Consider the following 20,279-nt stretch of genomic DNA (forward strand, 5'->3'; position numbering starts at 1 on the left):
CTACTGCCGCAGCAGCATCCGGGCGTACTCGTCAAGGACGGTGAGCACCCCCGGGTGCTGCCACACGCGGTTGCGACGAAGGCCCGTACGTTCGACCAGGACTCCGGCGTCGGCCAGCTGTGCCAAGGCGTTGTGCGCGCTCTGGTTCCCCATCCCCAGATGACTGGTGAGGAACCGTGCGTTGATGACCGGATGAGAGATGAGGTGGGGCAGCACCTTCCACGCCGCTGCCTGCGGCCGGAGCCCTCGAAGCCGTTCCCTGGACCACTCGACCTGCGCAGCGAGGTCGTCCACGAGCCGTGACCCCGACGTGGCCGCGAACCGGGCGGCGTCGGAGAACCTCTCGACGATGGGGCGCGCGTCGCCGTCCCGGTAGGCCGTCAGGGCGTCGAAGTACTGTTCGGTCTGTGTCAGGAGACCGGCAGACACAGGGGCGATCGTCGTCGTCGTGATGCCCTTGGCCCGGAGGATCGAGTGCACGATCGCGCGTCCGGTCCGTCCGTTGCCGTCGGTGAACGGGTGGATGGTCTCGAACTGGGCGTGCGCGACGGCCGCCTGGACGAGGACCGGCAGGTCTTCCCGTGCGACGAGGTGCACAAGGTCCTCCATGGCGGGCGCGACGAGCGGGGCCTGCGGGGCCACGTGAGAGGCGCCCCGTGGGCTGAGCGCGCTCGTGCCGATCCACACCAGTTGTTCGCGCCATCGGCCTGCATGGTCCTCCCAGCCTCGTTGTCCGGACAGCAACGCCCGGTGCATCGCGAGGATCGCGCTCGTGTCGAACCGCTCGGCGAGGTCGAGCGCCGCCTCCATCGCTCGCACGTTGGCCACGACGGTCCGTGCGTTCTCGGAGGACGACTGGTCGAGCTCGGCGAGTGCGAGCTGCCGGGCGCCGACGGTGAGATTCTCGATCTGGGAGGACGAGGTCGACTCGGTGCGTAGCAAGATCGCGCTCATCGGGCCGAGCGTGGGGTTCACGGCACCGAGGGTTGCCGCCGCGTACGAGTCGAACCGGCTCAGTGCTGCGGTCGCTTCCTCGGTGTTGGCGGTGAGGTCGGCCGGGATCGACGGGGCCCACATGGCGATCGACGGCGGCACCGACGACCGGTAGGGCCCGGAGGCAGCGGCCATCGCCGACCGGCTCGCCATCCCGTCGGACTCGGCAACCCAGTACTCGTCGATGTATTCCTGCGCAGGAACGTGGAGCACCCAGCCATCTTAATCCAAGTTTCGCCGAAACGTGGATCAAGGCTTCCGATCTGATCCAGCTTCTGCGCGGATCGTGCGCAGCGCGCCGCGCAGCACGGTGGCCGACGGCGGCGCGTAGCCGAGCACGATGCCGTTGAGCTCCAGACCGGACCCCGGCACCACGTAGTCCTGCAGGTCGGCGACCAGCACGCCCCGGCCCGCCAGGCGGGCGACCAGGTCCGCCGCCGGGATGCGGTCGAGCTCGAGGACCGCGTGCAGCCCGCCGTCCAGCGCTCGGACCCGCACGCCGGGCACCCCCTCGAACGCCTGGGCCACCATCCGTCGCTTGGTCCGGTAGTCGCGACGGCATCGGGCCACGTGACGACGCAGCGCACCGGTGGACATGAGGTGAGCCAGCGCGTGCTGGGTCACGCTCGCCACCGTGGCGCCCCGGCCCGAGCGCGCGGCGAGGATGCTCGCCCCGGCCGGGGTGCCGTCGTCGGGCACGGTGCTGCCCGCAGGGAGGACGAGGTAGCCGCACCGCAAGCGGGGGTCGAGCACCTTGGAGAACGACCCGACGTGCACGACGACGCCGGTGCGGTCGAGCGCCGCGAGGGCCGGCAGCGGGGAGCCGCGGTGGCGGAACTCGGAGTCGTAGTCGTCCTCGACCACCAGGACGCCCTCGGCGGACGCCCATGCCAGCAGCTCGTGCCGCGCGGCGACGGGCATCGCGCTGCCCAGCGGGTACTGGTGGCTCGGGGTGACCAGCACGGCGTCGAGGCGCTCGCGGGCGTGGGCGACGCGCAGGGCGTCGAGGTCCATGCCGCCGTCGTCGACCGGGACGGGCACGACGACGCCTCCCGCCGAGGCGATGGCCCGGCGGCCCGCGCGGTAGCCCGGGTTCTCCACGGCGACCCGCGGGACGGGGCCCGGGCCGGACCGTCGGGCGACCGCCTCGACCACCAGAGAGATCGCCTCCGCCGTGCCCCCGGTGACGACCACGCGCCCGGCGTCCGGCGCGAAGCCTCGGCTCAGGGCGAGCTGGTTCGCGACCTGGGCGCGCAGCGCCGGCTCCCCGGCCGGATCCGGGTAGGCGGCGACCAGCGGCTGCGCGGCCGCGTGCCGCCACGCCGCACGCCAGTCCCGCGCCGAGACGGCGGAGACCGCGGGAACGCCCGGCTGGAGGTCGACGACGGCGGTGGGTCGCGTCGTCGGGCCGGGAGCGGCGGCCGGACGGGGCCATGGTCGCGGTGCGGCGTCGGCGGATCGTGCGGTGTCGGTGGGGAGCACTCCGAGCGTCGCCGCGACGCGGGGGACCGCGCCGTGGCGGAGCACGACGTACCCCTCGCCGTCGAGCTGCTCGTAGGCGGCGGTCACCGTGCCCCGGGCGAGACCCAGCTCGGCGGCGAGCGCCCGGGTGGAGGGCAACGGGTCGCCCTCGGCCAGGCGGCCGTCGTGGACCATGCCGCGGACCAGGTCGGCGACCTGTGCGGCCTTGGTCGGGCGCGGGGGAGGAGGCATCGAGCTGGTCCATTCGATCGCGTCAGTTCTGGACTACACGGTAGTCCAGCAGGGTGCCTAGGTTCGGACGCATGACCACGACGACCACGTCCACCCCGCCCGCCGCACCGGCCGGCTGCCCGAGCCTGACCGTCGGCCGCAAGCCCGACCGTCAGAGCGAGGACCCCGCCGTGCTCGACGGGATCCTCGCCGACGGGTTCCTCGCCCACGTCGCCATGGTCCGCGACGGGTACCCGGTGGTGCTGCCGTACCTGTACGGCGTCGGCGACCTGGACGACGGGCTCGGCCGCCGCCTCCTGCTGCACGGGTCCACCGGCGGCGGGCTCTTCCTCGACGCGGGGACGGACGGCGTGCCCGTCTCCGTGGCGATCTCGCACCTGGACGGGCTGGTCTACGCCAGGTCGTTGAACGACAGCTCGGCCAACTACCGCTCCGCGATGATCGCCGGACGCGCCACCGTGGTCCCCCGCGAGCAGCGGGTCGAGGCGCTGTGGCAGATCGGCGACCACCTCATGCCGGGGCGCCGCGCCGAGGTGCGCGAGATGACCGCCAAAGAGGTCGCCGCCACGCAGGTGCTCCAGGTGCCGCTCGACCGGGTGAGCGTGAAGACCCGCTCGGGCGGCGTCGGCGAGCGGCTGGACGACGGCGAGGACCACGGCGTCTGGGCCGGCGTGCTCCCGCTCGCGGTCCGTGCCGGCACCCCGGTGCCCGGTGATCTTGCTGCCGGGACCCCCGTCGCGCCGTCGGTCGAGGCGCTGGTGGCACGCCTGGGCCGGGGGTAGGGGCCACGCGTGTCGGATTGGCTGTTCGCGCGAGCGGGACGGACCGGCGAGGATGGCCCGGTGCGCACCATCCGACAGAGCAAGAAGCTCCGCGGCGTCCGATACGACGTCCGTGGCCCCATCCTGACCGAGGCCCAGCGTCTCGAGGCCGAGGGTCATCGCATCCTCAAGCTGAACATCGGCAACACGGCGCCGTTCGGCTTCGAGGCACCCGAGGCGATCCTCGCCGACGTGGTTCACCACCTGCCCGAGGCGCAGGGGTACAGCGACTCGCGGGGCATCTACGAGGCCCGCACCGCCGTCGCGCAGTACTACCAGTCCCGTGGTCTGCGGGACACCATGGTGGACGACGTGTTCATCGGGAACGGCGTCTCCGAGCTCATCTCGATGGTGCTGCAGGCGTTCGTCGACGACGGCAACGAGATCCTCGTGCCCGCTCCGGACTACCCCCTGTGGACGGGCGCCGTGACGCTGACCGGTGGCACGCCCGTGCACTACGCGTGCGACGAGGCGAACGGATGGATGCCCGACCTGGCGGACATCGAGTCGAAGATCACCGAGAACACCCACGCCCTGGTGATCATCAACCCGAACAACCCCACCGGCGCGGTGTACAGCAAGGAGATGGTCGAGGCGCTCGTCGACATCGCACGGCGCCACGACCTCGTCGTCATGGCCGACGAGATCTACGAGAAGATCCTGTACGACGACGCCGTCCACCACCACGCCGCCACCGCCGCCGGGGACGACGTGCTGTGCCTGACGTTCAGCGGGCTGTCGAAGGCCTACCGGGTGTGCGGCTACCGGGCCGGGTGGGTCATGATCTCCGGGCCGAAGGAGACCGCGACCGAGTTCCTCGAGGGCCTCACGCTGCTCGCCAACATGCGCATGTGCGCCAACGTGCCGGCCCAGCACGCCATCCAGACGGCGCTCGGCGGCTACCAGTCCATCGACGAGCTCATCGTGCCCGGCGGGCGGTTCTACGAGCAGACGATGCTCGCGGACCGGCTGCTGAATGAGATCCCCGGGGTGTCCTCCGTGCGACCCCGCGGTGCGCTGTACTGCTTCCCGCGCCTCGACCCTGAGGTGTACGCGATCGACGACGACCAGGACTTCGTCATCGAGCTGCTGCGCGCCAAGAAGATCCTGGTCACGCACGGCACCGGGTTCAACTGGACGGCGCCCGACCACTTCCGGCTCGTGACCCTGCCCGACGTCGAGGTGCTCGAGGAGGCCATCGGCCGGATCGGGGAGTTCCTGGCGACGCGGCGGTAGACGGGTCGACCTGCGGCGGGACCAGTGCCGGACGTCACCCTTGACCCCGACGCGACGTCATAGTTCTCACTGGTCCCATGAGACTCGTCCCGATCGCCTACCTCTCCTCCTACACGCTGTCCCTGCTGGGCAACTCCGTCGCCGGGATCGCGCTGCCGCTGATCGTGCTCCAGATGACCGGGAGCGTGCTGGGGATGGGGGCGCTCGCTGCGGCGACCGCCGTCCCCGCGGTCCTCGCCGGCCTCTTCATGGGCGTGGTGATCGACCGGATCAACCGGCGCACGTCCTCGGTGCTCACCGACCTCGTCTCCGCAGCCGCCATCGCGGCCCTGCCGATCGTCGACCTGGTCAGCGGGCTCAACCTCGGCTGGTTCATCCTGTTCGGGATCATCGGGTCCGTCGGCGACGTGCCGGGCCTGACCGCGCGGGACGCCCTCCTGCCCGCGATCGTCCGGCACGGCAACATCTCCGCCGAGCGGTTGATGGGACTGCGGGAGAGCCTGGGGGCGGTGGCGATGCTGCTCGGCCCCGCGGCAGCTGGCACCCTCATGGTGGTGTTCGACGGCTCGACGGTCCTGTGGATCACCGCGGGGACGTCCCTGCTCGCCGCCCTCGTCACGCTCCTCGTCCCGCACCGGGTCGGTGACATCGTCCGCGACCTCCCCCAGGCCGACACGGACGCCGTGCCGGCGACCGGCTGGGCCCAGCTGCGGGAGGGGTGGCGCGTGCTGTTCCGCAGCCGGTTCCTCAGGGCGACCACGATGCTCAGCATCGTCTCGGTGGTGGTGCTGGCCGCGCTGCAGGGCCTGGTCCTGCCGGTCTACTTCACGCTCGCCGACCAGCCGGGCATGCTCGGGTACGTCCTGACGGCCCTGGCGGCGGGGATGCTCCTCGGCGGCGGCGCCTACGCGCTGCTCGGGGCGCGGGGACGGCGCCGGTGGTGGTTCGTCGCCGGGATCGTCGGGACCACCGTGGGCTTCGCCGTCGTCGCGACGCTCGCCTCGGTGTGGGTGGTGTTCGCCGGTGCGTTCGTCGTCGGGCTGTCCGGCGGGTTGTTCAGCAGCCTCGTCGGGGTGCTGATGATCGAACGCATCCCCGAGCAGATGCGCGGGCGCGTCATGGGGACGCAGAACTCGATGATGACCGCCGGGCCACCGCTCGGGATCGTCGTGGCTGCCGTCGTCACCGAGCTCGCCAGCCTGGAGGCGGCAGCGATCACGCTCGCGGGCGTGTGGTCGGTCGCCGCGGTGGTCGGGCTGTCCGTGCGGTCGCTGCGTAGCCTGGAACCCACGGAGGAGACGGAGGCGACGGTGGTGAGGACCGGTGCGTAGCAGCGAGCTGGCCCGGCTCGCCGGGGTCTCGGTGCGGACGTTGCGCCACTATCACCGGGTCGGTGTCCTCGACGAACCCGCGCGTGGCGGCAACGGCTATCGCCGCTATGACGTGCACGACCTGGTCCGCGTCCTGCGGATCCGGCGCCTGGCGGCCCTCGGGATCCCGCTCGCACAGGTGCCGGCCCTGCTCGAGAGGACGGAGACCGACGGCCCGGCGGCCGACTCCGACCAGCTCCTGGACGAGCTGGACCGGGAGCTGGCCGGCCAGATGGCCCGTCTCGCGCGTCAGCGGGAGGTGATCGCACAGCTCCGCGACCACCACGCGGCTCCCGACCTGCCGCCGGAGCTGGCACCCTTCTTCCGTGCCTCCCCGTCGGTGGGCGTCCTGGCGAGGATCGACCGTGACCAGACGGTCCTGCTGGCCCACCTGGCCGGCGAGGAGGGGATGCCCCACCTCGCCAGGCTCTACGAACGGCTCAGCGACGCCCTCCTCGCCGCGCGGGGGAGCGACCTGTCGGAGCGGTTCGACCGGCTCGGCCCCGACAGCTCGGACGCGGAGGTCACGGCCCTGGTCGACGCCTTCCTCGAGGTCTACGGTCCGGTCGTGGACGAGCTCGCTTCCGCCCGGGTCCCGCTTGACCTGGGCGGCACGGAGGACTACTTCACCGAGTTCACCGACACCCTGCTCAACGAGCAGCAGCTGCGGGCCTTCAAGCTGCTGGAGGCCCGGCTCGTGGAGCGGAGCACGAGGGACGAGGTCGCCGTCGAGCCGCCGCCTCAGACCAGGTCGCGCGGGATGCGCCGCTCCCAGTTCTGGGAGTAGACGCGCGGGTCGCCCTGCTGCGCGTCCAGCTCGTAGGCATCGAGCTGTGCGTTGACGAGGAACTCCTCGGCGGTGCAGGTCAGCACCGTGCGGGTCTCGCCCCGCACGGACGTCACGCGTTCCGACGGAAGCCGTACCACTCGCGGCGGCTGTCCCGCGAGCGACGCCACCACGGGCCCCGAGTGCCCGCAACAGCCGTGACGGCGGCCGGAAATCCGTTGCGCCGGCACGTCGTCGGTGGCATCCTCGTCGTCGTCCCCGCGGGCAGGCCGCGTGTGAGAGGGGGCGGGCGGAAGGATTCTCGGTGACGGACACGGACGGCGGTCCCTCGACCTCGCGCTGACCTCTGCTCGCCCGCACCCGGACCGGTGCACCTCCTGGCGGTGGACGACGTCGGCGCACGCCGCAGCGTCCCTCGGAGCTCCTGTGCCCACTACTCCCGCCGTCGTCCTGCACGACCTCACCTTCTCCTGGCCCGACGGGGCCACCCCGATCGCCGGCGTGTCCGGCGCCTTCGCCACGGGCCGTACCGGGCTGGTCGGCCTCAACGGCACCGGCAAGTCGACCCTGCTGCGCCTGATCGCCGGCCGGCTGACCCCCACCTCCGGCTCGGTCACCGTCGCCGGCACCGTCGACCACCTGCCCCAGCGGATCACGTTGGACACGGACGCGACCGTCGCCGACCTGCTCGGGGTGCGGCACGTGGTCGACGCCGTGCGCGCCATCGCCGACGGCGACGTCCGCCCCGAGCTGTTCGACGTCGTCGGCTCCGACGGGTGGGACCTGGAGGAGCGGGCGGTCGCCGCGCTCGACGCGGCCGACGTCCTCGCGGGGTCCTCTGCCGCGGCGTCGGCCGGCTCGTCGCCGGGTGGGGTGCTCGACCGCCGCGTCGGCACGCTGTCCGGCGGCGAGGCCGTGCTGACCGCCGTCACGGGCATCCGGCTCCGGGCGGCCGACGTGGTGCTGCTCGACGAGCCGACGAACAACCTCGACGGCCGTGCCCGCGAGCGCCTGCACGAGCTGGTGCGGACCTGGCGCGGCGCCCTGGTCGTGGTGTCGCACGACCGCGAGCTGCTCGAGCTCGTGGACGCGACGGCGGAGCTGCGCACGGGCGGACTGAGCACGTTCGGCGGTACCTACGCGCAGTACCAGGAGTGGCTGGCGGTGCAGCAGGAGGCTGCGCGCTCGACGTTGCGCGACGCCGAGCAGCGGCTCCGGCGCGAGAAGCGGCAGCGCATCGAGGTCCAGGAGCGCATCGCCCACTCCGAGCGCCAGGGCCGCAAGGACGTGGCTAACCGGAAGTACGTCAAGGCCGTGGTGGACGACCGGCGCAACGCTGCCGAGAAGTCGCAGGGGGCCCGTCGCGGCGCCGCCGCCGAGGCCGAGTCACGGGCCCGCGACGCCGTGGCCACCGCGGAGCGTGCCGTGCGCGACGACGACCGCATCGTCGTCGACCTCCCCGATCCTGACGTACCCGCCGGTCGCCGCCTCGCCGTCCTGCGCGGGGCCGACGGCCGCGAGGTCGTCCTCGCCGGACCCGAGCGCGTCGCGCTGACCGGCCCGAACGGCGTCGGCAAGACGACGCTGCTCGAGCAGCTGGTCGGCACCGGCGCGTCCAGCCCGGGCGCCGTCGGGCCATGCGGGGCCGGGCCCGACGGCGCCCCGCGGGCCACGGCGCAGCGGCTCACCGAGCGCGTGGGCTACCTGCCCCAGCGGCTGGACGGGCTGGACGACGCCGCGACGGTGCTGGACGAGGTCCGGCGCCGGGCGCCGCACGTCGTGCCGGGCGAGCTGCGCAACCGTCTGGCGCGGTTCCTGGTGCGCGGCGACCAGGTCGACCGGCCGGTGCGGACCCTCTCCGGCGGCGAGCGGTTCCGGGTGGCCCTGGCGAGCCTCTTGCTGGCCGACCCGCCGGCCCAGCTCCTGGTGCTGGACGAACCGACGAACAACCTGGACCTGGCCAGCGTCGACCAGCTCGTGCAGGCGCTGGCCGCGTACCGCGGCGGCCTGCTCGTGGTGAGCCACGACCGATCGTTCCTGGAGCGGGTCGGGCTGACGGCGGAGCTGGCGCTGGGGCGGGACGGAGCGCTGGCCGAGGTCAGGCGGTAGGGCACAAAGCATCGGACGACCGATGGCGGCTGCCGCGACGAAGCTCGCAATAGAGCACAGGGCGTGCCCTCCGCGTCACTCGCACGCAGGTGGCTAGGGTTGCGGTGCGTGAGGCTCAATAGAGTGTGGGTGCCCATAGGCGTCGTGCTGATCGTTCTTGGCTTGCGCAGGCCGGTGCAGTCCGAAGCGGCTGCAAAGACCCGGAGCTGTGGAGTGTGCGGTGCCGAAGGCGGGGGCCTTGCAGGAGAACTCCGTCCAGTACTGGACAACGGTTCGAGCTCCGTGCTGTGCGATGTGTGTTTGGCTCGAGACCTGCGTAGGTCTGACGTATCCGCCGGCTTGATCGTCCGAGCGGTGATGGCCGCATTTCTCGGGGCTCTGGTTGTCGGCCTCGCCGTTCAGCTCGTGGCGCGTCCTGGCCGAGAGGCGGATCCTCCTTCCCTGGCCAACACCATTCTTGGTGCATTCGCCTTCCTGAGCCTCAAAGGGATCGACGTTGCTGCCGCGATTGGCTTTCTCTCCGTCGTCGCTGCCATTTCTATCGCTGTTGCAGTCGTCCTGGACCGAAGTTCAGTACGGGCAGCGCAGCTCGCCGCCGCAGTCGAGGACAGGGAGGTCTATGACATGCGTGTCGCTCGTGAACTACTTCAAATCGAGAGGTTCGGAGCGTTCCAGTGGCTTGTCGTGCTAGTCCTGGCGGGCATGTGCAGTGGACTGGCGTTCAACCTCGTGAGAGGAAGCGCAGCAGAGGTGCCAGTCGGAGCTCTCGCCTTGGTGGTCGCGGCCTGGATGTTCGTCGAATGCCTTCGTCTGGAGAGAGTGACGCAGGTTGCGCGTTCGGCGCGAGAAAGCATGCGCTCGGGCGAAGTTGCCGTTGCGGCCGGTCGGCAACGAGCAGCCGCAGGGGAATCCCAGCGGGCAGCGTGGATCTATGCCTTGTCGATTCCGTTGGCGAGCGGGCTGGCTATCGCTGTTGCCACGTGGCCCGAAGCCTCGAATGCTGGAATTGGCTCGGGGCATATGAATCTAGTCTGGCAGGTGACCGCCGCACTGATTTTCGGGGCAGCAGTGGGAGTAGTAGGCATCCTGGCGACAGCGTCACTGGCCTTGTGCACTCAGTGGCGAGGGTGGATCTATTGCTTTGTGGGACTCTTGACGTTGTCATGGATCGTTTCGGGCGTCGGCGCGGCCGCACGCGTGGGGGTCGTCACCGGGCCCGAGGAGGGCCGTTTCGTAGCGGCGGCCGCCGCCTTTGCCGTGCTCTGGGTCGTCGCTGCAATCGGCGCCTGCGGCTCGGGACCGATGCGTGCCCTGGTGCGATTCGCCCTCCCCTTTGCGCGGCTGCAGAGTCGGTTCGAGAGGGCTATGGAGGGCCGCGGCCGTCCGGCATGACGGTCCTAGGCGGAACGCTGACGGAGGAATGATGTGCGGGCGGTGGGACATCGTCCCGGCGCCTGCCAGATGTCGCTGTTGGAGGAATCCTCCAAAGGCCGGGGGTGAGCGTTGGCCGCCGCACCGGGAGCCAGGACCGGGTGCCGACAACCTACGCTTGCGTAGGCTACGAAGGCGTAGGTTCGGCACCTGCTCGAGACACGGGCACCGGACCTCGACGCGGCGCAGCCGCCCGTCAGGGAAGGAGACCGTGTGAACCCCGACGCCTCTCAGGGCGCGGCAGCCGAGGAGGACCTCGTGCAGCTCGTCGCCCCGGACGGCCGCCGCACCGACGGTGAGCAGGCCGCGGCCTACCGCGACCGCGCGGCCCACCTCGGCACCGACGAGCTGCGGGCGATGTACCGCGACATGGTGCTGACCCGACGGTTCGACGACGAGTCGACGGCGCTGCAGCGCCAGGGCGAGCTGGGCCTGTACCCGCAGGGTCGTGGCCAGGAGGCCGCCCAGGTCGGCTCCGGGCACGCGCTGCACCCGCAGGACTTCGTGTTCCCCTCCTACCGGGAGCACGGCGTGCTGCAGGTCCGCGGCGTCGACCCCGTCGACCGGCTGCGCATCTACCGCGGCACCGAGCACGGCGGCTGGGACCCGGCCGACCACAACGTGCACCTCAACACCCTCGTCCTCGGCTCGCAGACCCTGCACGCCACGGGCTACGCGCTCGGCGTGCAGCGCGACGGGCTGGTCGGCACCGGCGACCCGCAGCGGGACACCGCCGTCGTGACCTACTTCGGCGACGGCGCCTCGAGCCAGGGCGACGTCAACGAGGCGCTCGTCTTCGCCGCCGTGAACAACGCCCCCGTGGTGTTCTTCTGCCAGAACAACCAGTGGGCCATCTCGGAGCCGACGTCGCGGCAGACGCGTGTGCCGCTGTACAAGCGCGGCGAGGGCTTCGGCATCCCCGGCGTGCGCGTGGACGGCAACGACGTCCTGGCCTCGTACGCGGTGATGGCCGAGGCGCTGGAACGCGCCCGCACCGGCGGCGGGCCCACGTTCGTCGAGGCGTACACGTACCGCATGGGCGCGCACACGACGTCGGACGACCCGACGCGCTACCGCGAGCGCGCCGAGGAGGAGGAGTGGGCGCTGCGCGACCCGATCGACCGGCTCGCCGCGCTCCTGCGTGCCGAGGACCGGTGGGACGACGCGTGGGCGGCCGACGTCGAGGCGCAGGCCGACTCGCTCGCCGAGCGACTCCGTGCCGACCTCCGCGCCCTCGAGGACCCGGCGTCGACGTCGATGTTCGAGCACGTCTACGCGACGCCCCACTCCCAGGTGGAGGCCGAGCGCGCCTGGTTCGAGGCGTACGAGCACGACACCGCCCAGGACGAGCGGGACAGCAGCAGGGAGGCCGCCCGATGAGCACGCAGACGATGACCTTCGCGAAGGCCCTCACGGCCGGGCTGCGCGCCTCGCTGGAGGCGGACGACCACGTGATGATCATGGGCGAGGACGTGGGCCGGCTCGGCGGCGTCTTCCGCATCACCGACGGCCTGCAGAAGGACTTCGGCGAGCACCGGGTCGTGGACACGCCGCTCGCGGAGTCGGGGATCGTCGGCACGGCGATCGGCCTGGCGATGCGCGGCTACCGGCCGATCTGCGAGATCCAGTTCGACGGGTTCGTGTTCCCCGCCTACGACCAGATCACCACCCAGCTCGCCAAGCTGCACTACCGCTCGCGCGGCGCGATCCGGCTGCCCGTGGTCGTCCGGATCCCGTACGGCGGCGGCATCGGTGCCATCGAGCACCACTCCGAGTCGCCCGAGGCGCTGTTCGCCCACACGCCGGGCCTCCGCGTGGTGTCCCCCGCGACGCCGCAGGACGCGTACGACATGATCCGCGCCGCCGTCGTCTCGCCCGACCCGGTGCTCTTCTTCGAGCCCAAGGGCCGGTACTGGTCCAAGGGCGAGGTCGACCTGGACAGCCCCGTCGCGACGGCCACGTCCGACGGCGGCACACCGGACCCGCTGGGCCAGGCCCGGATCGCCCGGGCCGGCACGGACGTGACGCTGGTCGCGTACGGCCCGACCGTCGCCACCGCGCTGTCGGCCGCCGACGCGCTGGCTGCCGAGGGCACCAGCGCAGAGGTCGTCGACCTGCGGTCGCTGTCGCCGATGGACGTGCCCGCCGTGGTGGACTCGGTGCGCCGGACCGGGCGCTGCGTCGTCGTGCACGAGGCCCCGACGTTCTTCGGCGCCGGTGCCGAGCTCGCCGCCCGCGTCACCGAGGAGTGCTTCTACTCCCTCGAGGCGCCCGTGCTGCGGGTCGGCGGGTTCCACACGCCGTACCCCGTGGCCAAGATCGAGCACGACTACCTGCCGAGCACCGACCGCGTCCTCGACGCCGTCGACCGCGCCCTGGCGCACTGACCGGCCCGCGAACGAGGAGACCGATGAGCACCCAGCGCTTCCCCCTCCCGGACGTCGGCGAGGGACTGACCGAGGCGGAGATCGTCGAGTGGAAGGTCGCCGTCGGCGACACCGTCGCGGTCAACGACGTCATCGTCGAGATCGAGACCGCCAAGTCCCTGGTCGAGCTGCCGTCGCCGTTCGCCGGGACGGTCGTGGCCCTGCTCGCCGAGGAGGGCACCACTGTCGACGTCGGCACCCCGATCATCGAGGTCGGCTCCGCGGACGCCTCCGCGTCCGAGCCCGCACCGTCCGGTGCGCCGGCCTCGCCGGGTGACTCGTCCGGCGGATCGACGAACGGCGAAGGTTCCGGGTCGGTGCTCGTGGGCTACGGGACGGGCGACGCCGCTGCCGGGTCGCGCCGCCGCCGTCGGCGCGCCGAGGAACCGGCAGCACCGGCTACCGCCGCCTCGAAGCCGGCCCCTGCACCGGCCCCTGCACCGGCCCCGTCGTCGGCCCCGGAGCGGACGCCGGGTATCGCCAAGCCGATGATGAGCGTCCCCGCCGCCGTCGACGGCGCCGGTGCCGCGTCGTCGGGCACGACGCCGGCCGGCCGGATCCGGGTGCTCGCCAAGCCGCCCGTGCGCAAGCTCGCCAAGGACCTGGGCGTCGACCTGGCCTCCGTGCAGCCGACCGGCCCCGGCGGGATCGTCACGCGCGAGGACGTCGTGGCCCGCGCGGACGCCGCCGAGCCGCGGACGCTCGCGACCTACCCGGACGACGACCAGCCGTGGCTCGCCTCGGGGTCCGTCACGAACGACGGCCGCCAGACGCGCGTGCCGGTCAAGTCGGTACGCAAGCGCACCGCCGAGGTGATGGTGGCCAGCGCGTTCACCGCCCCGCACGTCACCGTGTTCCGGACGGTCGACGTCACCCGGACCATGAAGCTCGTCGAGAAGCTCAAGGCCGACCGGGACTTCGCCGACGTGCGGGTGACCCCGCTGCTGATCGCCGCCAAGGCGGCGCTGCTGGCGATCAAGCGCCACCCCGAGATCAACGCGAGCTGGGACGACGAGGCCCGCGAGATCGTCTACAAGCACTACGTGAACCTGGGGATCGCGGCGGCGACCCCCCGCGGGCTCGTGGTGCCCAACGTCAAGGACGCGCACCGCCACGAGCTGCTGCCGCTCGCCCGTGCGCTTGCCGAGCTGACGGCGACGGCCCGGGCGGGGCGCACCAGCCCGGCCGACATGTCCGACGGCACCTTCACGATCACCAACGTGGGGGTCTTCGGCATCGACACCGGCACGCCGATCCTCAACCCCGGCGAGGCCGGCATCCTGGCCTTCGGCGCCATCCGGCAGCAGCCCTGGGTGCACAAGGGCAAGGTCAAGCCGCGCTGGGTCACCCAGCTCGCGCTGAGCTTCGACCACCGGCTGGTCGACGGCGAGCTCGGCTCGCGCTTCCTGTCCGACGTCGCGCGCGTGCTGGAGGACCCGGCCCACGGGCTCGTCTGGGGCTGACCGCCCCGCCGTCCACCACCCCTGCGTGCCGAACGTCGTGGTCCGGACCGCTGTGGCGCGCCAAAGCGGTCCGGACCACGACGTTCGGCACGGTGACGGTGACGGTGACGGGGGCGTGCACGTTTTTGTCCGCTCGTCCTCCGGCGCTCCCTCGGGCTGCCAGCATCGGGGCCAGGACGCCGTCGACCGACGGCACACGTGCGCAAGGAGGCACACATGGTGACCATGACTGGTCGACGGGTGCGCGGGGGCACCGCCGTCCTCGCCGCGAGCGCGCTGGCGCTCACCGGCTGTGCGGGCGGGGCCGACGGAGACGCCGGCGACGACGGCGCGGCGACGATCACGTTCGCGTGGTGGGGTGACGCGACCCGCGCCGACCGGTACGAGGAGGCGATCGACCTCTTCGAGGAGCAGAATCCCGGGGTGACGATCCAGACGTCGTACGCCGGCTGGGGTGACTACTGGACGGCACGCAACACCGAAGCGGCCGGCGGCGCTCTGCCGGACGTCTTCCAGATGGACGTCGCCTACCTGCGGCAGTACGGCGCGACGGGACAGATCCAGCCGCTCGACCAGTACGTGGGCGAGCAGATCGACATCTCCTCGTTCCCGGAGTCGGTGATGCCGGCGACGAAGATCGACGACCAGATCTACGGCATCCCCACGCAGACGACGATCCTCGGGACCTTCTTCAACAACGACCTGCTGGACCAGGTGGGTGTGGACGTGCCGTCGGGTGACCTCACCTGGGACGAGTACGACGCGTTCCTGGGCGAGGTCGGCGCGGCGGGTGCCGACGCCGACCCCCGGATCGAAGGGTCGGTCCAGTACGTGCAGATCTGGTCCGTCTTCGAGATCTGGCTGCTGCAGCAGGGCAAGTCGCTGTACGCCGAGGACGGTGGGTTCGGCTTCACCGAGGCGGACCTGGCGGCCTGGTGGGGCCGGGCGGCGCCACTGTTCGCGAACGGCGGGTTCATGGACCCGGGCAGGGCCGAGCAGATCGAGAGCGACCCGCTGAGCGCGCAGTACACCGCCAGCGAGATCAGCTTCTACAACTTTCTGGTGCGCTTCACCGAGGGCACCGGCGGCGACGAGTTCTCGATGACGGGCGTCCCCGCCGACGACCCGGCGAACCGGGGCGTCTACCTCAAGCCCGGTCTGCAGCTGTCGATGTCGGCCCAGACCGAGCACCCGGAGGTCACGGCGGAGTTCATCGACTTCCTCACGAACGACCCGGCCGTCGAGGAGATCTTCGAGATGTCCCGCGGTGTGCCTATCTCGGCCGGCGCGCGCGAGGGGATCCAGGCGGAGGGCCTCGACCAGGAGATCCTGGCGTACTGGGAGTCGGTCGAGGCCACGGCGATCGACGCCCCCGCGCCGCCGCCCCAAGGTGCGGGTGCCGTCGAGGCGGAGTTCACCCGCATCGCTCAAGACATCGGCTTCGGTGCCCTGTCCGTCGAGGACGGTGTCGAGCAGTTCTTCCTCGCCGGCACCGACCTGCTGGGATAGGGCGACCCACGAGACGTGGCCGCCGGCACGGGCCCTGATCCCGTGCCGGCGGCCACTGCGCTGCCGGCTGCGCGTCGAGATGCCGAGGTGCCGCTCAGACCGCGGCGACGGCCCCGCACGACTCCCGGACGGTGAGCCGGGGGAGCAGCTCGACGTGCCGCGGGGGCCGCCGGTCGCCGCCGTCCTCGGTGAGCCGGTCGACGAGGAGCCGCAGCGCCTCGCGACCGAGCTCGCGTCGGGGCGGGGTGACGGTGGTGAGCGGCACCGCCGCGAGCTCGGCGTTCTCGTCGTCGTAAGCGACGACGGCGAAGTCGTCCGGCACTGTGACCCCCCGGTCGAGCGCGACCTCGAGCAGGCGGGCCGCATGGTCGTCGGTGTGCACGAACGCGGCGCGCGTCCCTGTCGCGAGGCAGTCGTCCAGGAACGACTCGAGCTCGGCACGCAGCCTCGCGGGGTCGTCGTCGCCCTTGGACAACGAGACGTCCGGCCCGGCGACCAGGCCGAGGCGCTCGACGGCGGTCGTGAAGCCGTCCCGCACGTGGCGTGCGGTCGGCGTGCGGTCGTAGACGGCGACGGCTACCTGCCGGTGACCGAGCCCGTGCAGGTGCTCGACGGCCACCACGGCACCGTGGGCGTGGTCCGTCCGTACGAGGTCGAGCTCGCTGAGGCTCGTGGTGCCGTCGATCCGCCGTTCGACGAGCACGACGGGTACGGGGATCGATCGCAGCCAGGCGGCGAGCTCCTCCGAGGTCCGCCCACGAGTGGTGGGGGCGACGGCCAGCGCCGTGGCACCGAGAGAGAGCAGGCGGTCGACCTGGGTGGCCTCCACCTCGGGGCGGTAGTGGGAGACACCGAGGACGAGGCGGACGCGGAGCGCGGGAGCGAGGGCCTCCATACCGCGCACGACGTCGGGGAAGTGAGCGGTGGTGCTCGGCACGACCAGCCCGACGAGAGCTCGCGCCGCCTGCGGCCCACGGTTCGCGCTGAGCGCGATCGCGCCGCCGTGCACCCGCGCGAGCCGGCCCGCGCGGTCGAGCTCGATGATGTCGCGGCGGACGGTCACCTCGGAGACGCCCAGGTGGGTCGCGGCCTCGCCGGAGCGGACGCTGCCGCGCAGCGCGATCTCACGCAGCAGGTACTCGTGCCGTGCGCGGGGCAGGTGCATGGATCTCCCGTCTCCGTCGACGTCGGTCGCGCGCCGTGGTCTCGTGGCGGTCCGGACCCCAGGACTGTAGCGCGGACGGTGGGCGGCTGATCGAAAATGTCCGAGCGGACGACATCGGCTCCGCACGCACGCAGGATGCCGACGTGACGGATGCAACGACAGCGGTGGTCACCGCGGCACTGGAGCCGACCCGACGGTGGGAGCGGCAGCACTGGCTCGCCACGGCCGACAGGCTGCTCGCCGCCGTCGAGCCGTACGCGTCGTCGGGGCGCTCCCTGATCCGGCTGCCGGGGCCCACCAGCGCCTCGGGAGCCTGGAGCGACGGGCTCGAGGGGTTCGCGCGCACGTTCCTCCTCGCGGCGTTCCGCGTGCGGGGCGAGCAGGGGGCCGACCCGCACGCGCTGCTCGAACGCTATGCCGAGGGGCTGCGGCACGGTACCGATCCCGCCGGCGCCGAGCGGTGGCCCCGGATCGACGAGCGTCGGCAGGCCGTCGTCGAGGCGGCATCCGTCGCGATCGGGCTGTCCGAGACGCGCCCGTGGCTCTGGGACCGGCTCGACGACGCCACCCGCGGCCACGTCGTCGACTGGTTGGCGGGCATCGTCGGCACCAGCGGCTACCGCAACAACTGGGTCTGGTTCCAGAACGTGGTCGAGGCGTTCCTCGCCTCGGTCGGCGGCCCGTGGGACCAGGCCGACCTCGACCGCAACGAGGAGCTCGCCGAGGGCCTCTACGTGGGAGACGGCTGGTACTCCGACGGCCGCGGACGCGACGGGCGGCGCCAGTCGTTCGACTACTACGCGGGATGGGCGTGGCACCTGTACCCGCTGCTGCACGCGCGGATCGAGGGCCGTCCGCTGGATCAACGGCACGCGGAGCGGCTGCACGCCTACCTCGGGCAGGCGCAGCACCTCGTCGGCCCGACCGGCGCGCCCGTGCTCCAGGGAAGGTCGATCACCTACCGGTTCGCGATGCTGGCGCCCTTCTGGGCCGGGGCGCTCGCGGGCTCGACGCCGCTGCCACCGGGTGCGACGCGGGCGATCACCTCCGCCGTCGCTGAGCACTTCGCGGCCGCGGGGTCCGTCGACGAGCGTGGGCTCCTCACCACGGGGTGGCACCACCGGTACGACGGCGTGCGTCAGCTCTACAGCGGCGGCTCGTCGCCGTACTGGGCGAGCAAGGGCTTCCTCGGGCTGCTGCTCGACGCCGACGACCCGGTGTGGACGGCCGCGCCCGAGCTGCCGCCGTCGTGGGCGGAGGACCGCGTCACCGCCCTGCCCGTGCCGGGCTGGCTGGTGTCCACGACGCCGGGCGACGGCATCGTCCGGGTCCTGAACCACGGGTCGGACCGGTTGCTCGAACCGGTCGTGCAGCAGCGTGCCGACGACCCGTTCTACCGCCGGTCGGGCTACTCCAACGTGACGTCGCCGCAACTGACGACCGACGCCGTCGCGGCGCCCGTCGAGTCACATGTCGCGCTGCTCGACGGTTCGGGGGCCCCGTCGCACCGCGACGGCATCGACCGGGTCCGGCTGTCCGAGGACGTCGCCGTCTCCAGGTCGCGCGTGCACTGGCTCGACCTGCCGGGCGGCCGGCCGAGCGACGCGGCGGTGTGGTCCTCGATGCGACGCGGACCGTTCGTGACCACGGCGGCGGTCGTCCGTGGCCGGTTCGAGGTGCGGCTCGCCTGGTGGGACCCGGTGCGTGCCGCCGTCGGGCTGCCGCCCGCGACCCCGGTCCCCGCCGCCGCCCTGGACGCGGAGGCGGCCTGGCCGGCCGACCTCGGACCCTGGCACGTGCACGTCGGCGGCTGGCCGCTCGCGGCGGGGCGCGGCCGGGACCTGCACGTCGAGACCGACGTGGACTGGGTGCGGGTGACCCGGCAGGACGGCACCTCGTCGCTGGTCCGCGGGCTGCGGGGCCTCGACCGCGCCGGCACGACCTTCCGCACCGGTGCCGACCCGTACGGGGAGGCGTCCGTGACCCCGTGGGTGCGCAGCCGGTCCACGGTCGGCCCCGGCGACGTCTCGGCGGCGCTCGTCGTGCTCAGCGGGCGCGGCACCCCGTGGGTGCGCGACGTCGACGCGGTGACCGAGGTGCGGCACGACGAGGGCGAGGTCCACGTCGTGTGGCGGGACGGTCGGGTCGACACCCTCTCCGTGACCGACGCGGCCGACGCATGAGACGTCTGCGTGCCGCCTTCGCGCTGCGACAGCCCGAGCTCCTGCCCGACCTGTTCGACGCCACGGCCCGCGATCGCCTCGTGGCGGTGGCGGACGTCGCCCCGGAGGCCGTCACGGCCGCCGACGGCGAGGGCGTCGACCGTGTGCTGCGCGACGTCGAGGTCCTGGTGACCGGTTGGGGAGCGCCTCGTCTCGACGCGGAGCTGTTGGCCCGCGCGCCGCGGTTGCGCGCGGTGGTGCACGCGGCCGGGTCGGTGAAGAAGTTCGTCACCGAGGAGGTCTGGACGCGGGGGATCGACGTCTCCAGCGCCGCGACGGCGAACGCCCGACCGGTCGCGGAGTACACGCTCGCGATGATCCTCCTGGCCGGCAAGCGGGTGCTCGAGTCGGCGGCGGCGTTCGACCGGCATCGGTCCTTCACCGGTTGGCACCTGCCGCCGCACGGGAACAACGGGCTGGTGGTCGGCCTCGTCGGTGCCTCGCGCACCGGCCGCCAGGTCCTGGAGCTGCTCGCGCCGTTCGACACGGACGTGCTGCTGCACGACCCGTTCGTCGACGCCGCGGAGGCGCGCTCCCTGGGGGCCACCGCCGTCGGGCTCGACGAGCTGCTGCGCCGGTCCGACGTCGTCTCCCTGCACGCCCCCGCGCTGCCCGAGACGTACCGCATGATCGGTGGGCGTGAGCTCGCGCTCCTGCGCGACCACAGCACGCTGCTCAACACGGGACGCGGGCAGCTGGTCGACACCGCCGCGCTCACGTCCGAGGTGCTCGCCGGCAGGCTGCGGGCGATCCTCGACGTCACGGACCCGGAGCCGCTGCCCGCGGACCACCCGTTGTACGGGGCGCCCGGTGCGTTGCTGACGCCGCACGTCGCCGGGTCGTCGGGCAACGAGCTGCGCCGGCTCGGGGACAGCGCCGTCGCGGAGGTGGAGCGGCTGGCCGCGGGCCGGGGACTCGCGCATCCCGTCCGGCCCGAGCACCTGGCCCGGACGGCCTGACGTGCCGTCCACCTGGCCGCGTCCGGTTTTGATCGTTTGACCGCGGGGCCGCCACGGACCTCCCACCCTGAGGGT

General features: G+C 72.5%; 16 protein-coding genes. 12 read left to right on the plus strand and 4 right to left on the minus strand.

The features are described from left to right. Complete coding sequence (locus BCL65_RS01120) at positions 1-1,206, minus strand: Fic family protein (protein WP_243401087.1); 1,206 nt, start codon at positions 1,204-1,206, stop codon at positions 1-3. Positions 1,207-1,242: 36 nt separating this feature from the next. Continuing rightward, positions 1,243-2,706 (minus strand): MocR-like pyridoxine biosynthesis transcription factor PdxR, encoded by a 1,464-nt coding sequence (pdxR, locus tag BCL65_RS01125; RefSeq protein ID WP_106264397.1) that lies wholly within the window; start codon positions 2,704-2,706, stop codon positions 1,243-1,245. 71 nt (positions 2,707-2,777) lie between these two features. Between pdxR and BCL65_RS01130 the strand changes: the two genes are divergently transcribed. From BCL65_RS01130 to BCL65_RS01145, 4 genes are all read left to right on the plus strand, one after another. Next, a complete protein-coding gene (locus BCL65_RS01130) occupies positions 2,778-3,488 on the plus strand; it encodes a pyridoxamine 5'-phosphate oxidase family protein (protein WP_106264399.1) in 711 nt (236 codons plus the stop codon). A 60-nt stretch (positions 3,489-3,548) separates the two neighbouring features. Next, entirely contained in the window at positions 3,549-4,763 is a 1,215-nt protein-coding gene (locus BCL65_RS01135; RefSeq protein ID WP_106264400.1) for a pyridoxal phosphate-dependent aminotransferase, read from the plus strand. 77 nt (positions 4,764-4,840) lie between these two features. Then, positions 4,841-6,094 (plus strand): MFS transporter, encoded by a 1,254-nt coding sequence (locus tag BCL65_RS01140; RefSeq protein ID WP_106264402.1) that lies wholly within the window; start codon positions 4,841-4,843, stop codon positions 6,092-6,094. After that, positions 6,087-6,920: a MerR family transcriptional regulator gene (locus BCL65_RS01145; protein WP_106264404.1), complete on the plus strand. Its 834-nt coding sequence runs from the start codon at positions 6,087-6,089 to the stop codon at positions 6,918-6,920. The genes BCL65_RS01140 and BCL65_RS01145 overlap by 8 nt, the downstream gene beginning before the upstream one ends. On the opposite strand, the gene BCL65_RS17890 is transcribed toward BCL65_RS01145, so the two are convergent. Next, positions 6,875-7,036 (minus strand): hypothetical protein, encoded by a 162-nt coding sequence (locus BCL65_RS17890; protein WP_165800038.1) that lies wholly within the window; start codon positions 7,034-7,036, stop codon positions 6,875-6,877. The genes BCL65_RS01145 and BCL65_RS17890 overlap by 46 nt on opposite strands. 310 nt (positions 7,037-7,346) lie before the next feature. Here BCL65_RS17890 and BCL65_RS01150 point away from each other — a divergent pair, with 310 nt between their 5' ends. From BCL65_RS01150 to BCL65_RS01175, 6 genes are all read left to right on the plus strand, one after another. Then, positions 7,347-9,029, plus strand: a complete 1,683-nt coding sequence (locus BCL65_RS01150; RefSeq protein ID WP_106264406.1) for an ABC-F family ATP-binding cassette domain-containing protein — start codon at positions 7,347-7,349, stop codon at positions 9,027-9,029. A 354-nt stretch (positions 9,030-9,383) separates the two neighbouring features. Further along, positions 9,384-10,421 (plus strand): hypothetical protein, encoded by a 1,038-nt coding sequence (locus BCL65_RS17735; RefSeq protein ID WP_125206552.1) that lies wholly within the window; start codon positions 9,384-9,386, stop codon positions 10,419-10,421. A gap of 252 nt (positions 10,422-10,673) precedes the next feature. After that, the gene (gene pdhA / locus BCL65_RS01160; RefSeq protein WP_181340690.1) at positions 10,674-11,840 is read left to right on the plus strand and encodes a pyruvate dehydrogenase (acetyl-transferring) E1 component subunit alpha; all 1,167 of its coding nucleotides are present in this window, start codon (positions 10,674-10,676) and stop codon (positions 11,838-11,840) included. Next, the gene (locus BCL65_RS01165) at positions 11,837-12,847 is read left to right on the plus strand and encodes an alpha-ketoacid dehydrogenase subunit beta (RefSeq protein WP_106264413.1); all 1,011 of its coding nucleotides are present in this window, start codon (positions 11,837-11,839) and stop codon (positions 12,845-12,847) included. Before pdhA ends, BCL65_RS01165 begins: the two co-directional genes overlap by 4 nt. Before the next feature lie 23 nt (positions 12,848-12,870). Further along, positions 12,871-14,349 (plus strand): dihydrolipoamide acetyltransferase family protein, encoded by a 1,479-nt coding sequence (locus tag BCL65_RS01170; protein WP_106264415.1) that lies wholly within the window; start codon positions 12,871-12,873, stop codon positions 14,347-14,349. Between the two features lie 216 nt (positions 14,350-14,565). Continuing rightward, positions 14,566-15,858 carry an ABC transporter substrate-binding protein gene (locus BCL65_RS01175; protein ID WP_243400779.1) on the plus strand — a complete coding sequence of 431 codons (1,293 nt, stop codon included), beginning with the start codon at positions 14,566-14,568 and terminating at the stop codon, positions 15,856-15,858. Positions 15,859-15,952: 94 nt separating this feature from the next. Here the strand turns inward: BCL65_RS01175 and BCL65_RS01180 are convergent, their stop codons facing one another. After that, positions 15,953-17,023, minus strand: coding sequence for a LacI family DNA-binding transcriptional regulator (locus tag BCL65_RS01180; RefSeq protein WP_106264417.1), 1,071 nt, complete (start codon positions 17,021-17,023; stop codon positions 15,953-15,955). A gap of 143 nt (positions 17,024-17,166) precedes the next feature. Between BCL65_RS01180 and BCL65_RS01185 the strand changes: the two genes are divergently transcribed. Both BCL65_RS01185 and BCL65_RS01190 read left to right on the plus strand, forming a co-directional pair. After that, positions 17,167-19,206, plus strand: coding sequence for a DUF2264 domain-containing protein (locus tag BCL65_RS01185; RefSeq protein WP_243400780.1), 2,040 nt, complete (start codon positions 17,167-17,169; stop codon positions 19,204-19,206). Further along, positions 19,203-20,204 carry a hydroxyacid dehydrogenase gene (locus tag BCL65_RS01190; protein WP_106264420.1) on the plus strand — a complete coding sequence of 334 codons (1,002 nt, stop codon included), beginning with the start codon at positions 19,203-19,205 and terminating at the stop codon, positions 20,202-20,204. The genes BCL65_RS01185 and BCL65_RS01190 overlap by 4 nt, the downstream gene beginning before the upstream one ends. Positions 20,205-20,279: the final 75 nt, after the last annotated feature.

It is taken from the genome of Isoptericola halotolerans (genome assembly GCF_003003075.1).
Taxonomy (GTDB): domain Bacteria; phylum Actinomycetota; class Actinomycetes; order Actinomycetales; family Cellulomonadaceae; genus Isoptericola; species Isoptericola halotolerans_A.

Excerpts from the sequence above, each read along its gene's own strand:
- pdxR (WP_106264397.1), bottom strand. The coding sequence starts at position 2,706 with ATGCCTCCTCCCCCGCGCCCGACCAAGGCCGCACAGGTCGCCGACCTG.
- BCL65_RS01180 (WP_106264417.1), bottom strand. The coding sequence starts at position 17,023 with ATGCACCTGCCCCGCGCACGGCACGAGTACCTGCTGCGTGAGATCGCG.
- BCL65_RS01190 (WP_106264420.1), top strand. The coding sequence starts at position 19,203 with ATGAGACGTCTGCGTGCCGCCTTCGCGCTGCGACAGCCCGAGCTCCTG.
- BCL65_RS01165 (WP_106264413.1), top strand. The coding sequence starts at position 11,837 with ATGAGCACGCAGACGATGACCTTCGCGAAGGCCCTCACGGCCGGGCTG.
- BCL65_RS01130 (WP_106264399.1), top strand. The coding sequence starts at position 2,778 with ATGACCACGACGACCACGTCCACCCCGCCCGCCGCACCGGCCGGCTGC.
- BCL65_RS01140 (WP_106264402.1), top strand. The coding sequence starts at position 4,841 with ATGAGACTCGTCCCGATCGCCTACCTCTCCTCCTACACGCTGTCCCTG.
- BCL65_RS01175 (WP_243400779.1), top strand. The coding sequence starts at position 14,566 with ATGGTGACCATGACTGGTCGACGGGTGCGCGGGGGCACCGCCGTCCTC.
- BCL65_RS01170 (WP_106264415.1), top strand. The coding sequence starts at position 12,871 with ATGAGCACCCAGCGCTTCCCCCTCCCGGACGTCGGCGAGGGACTGACC.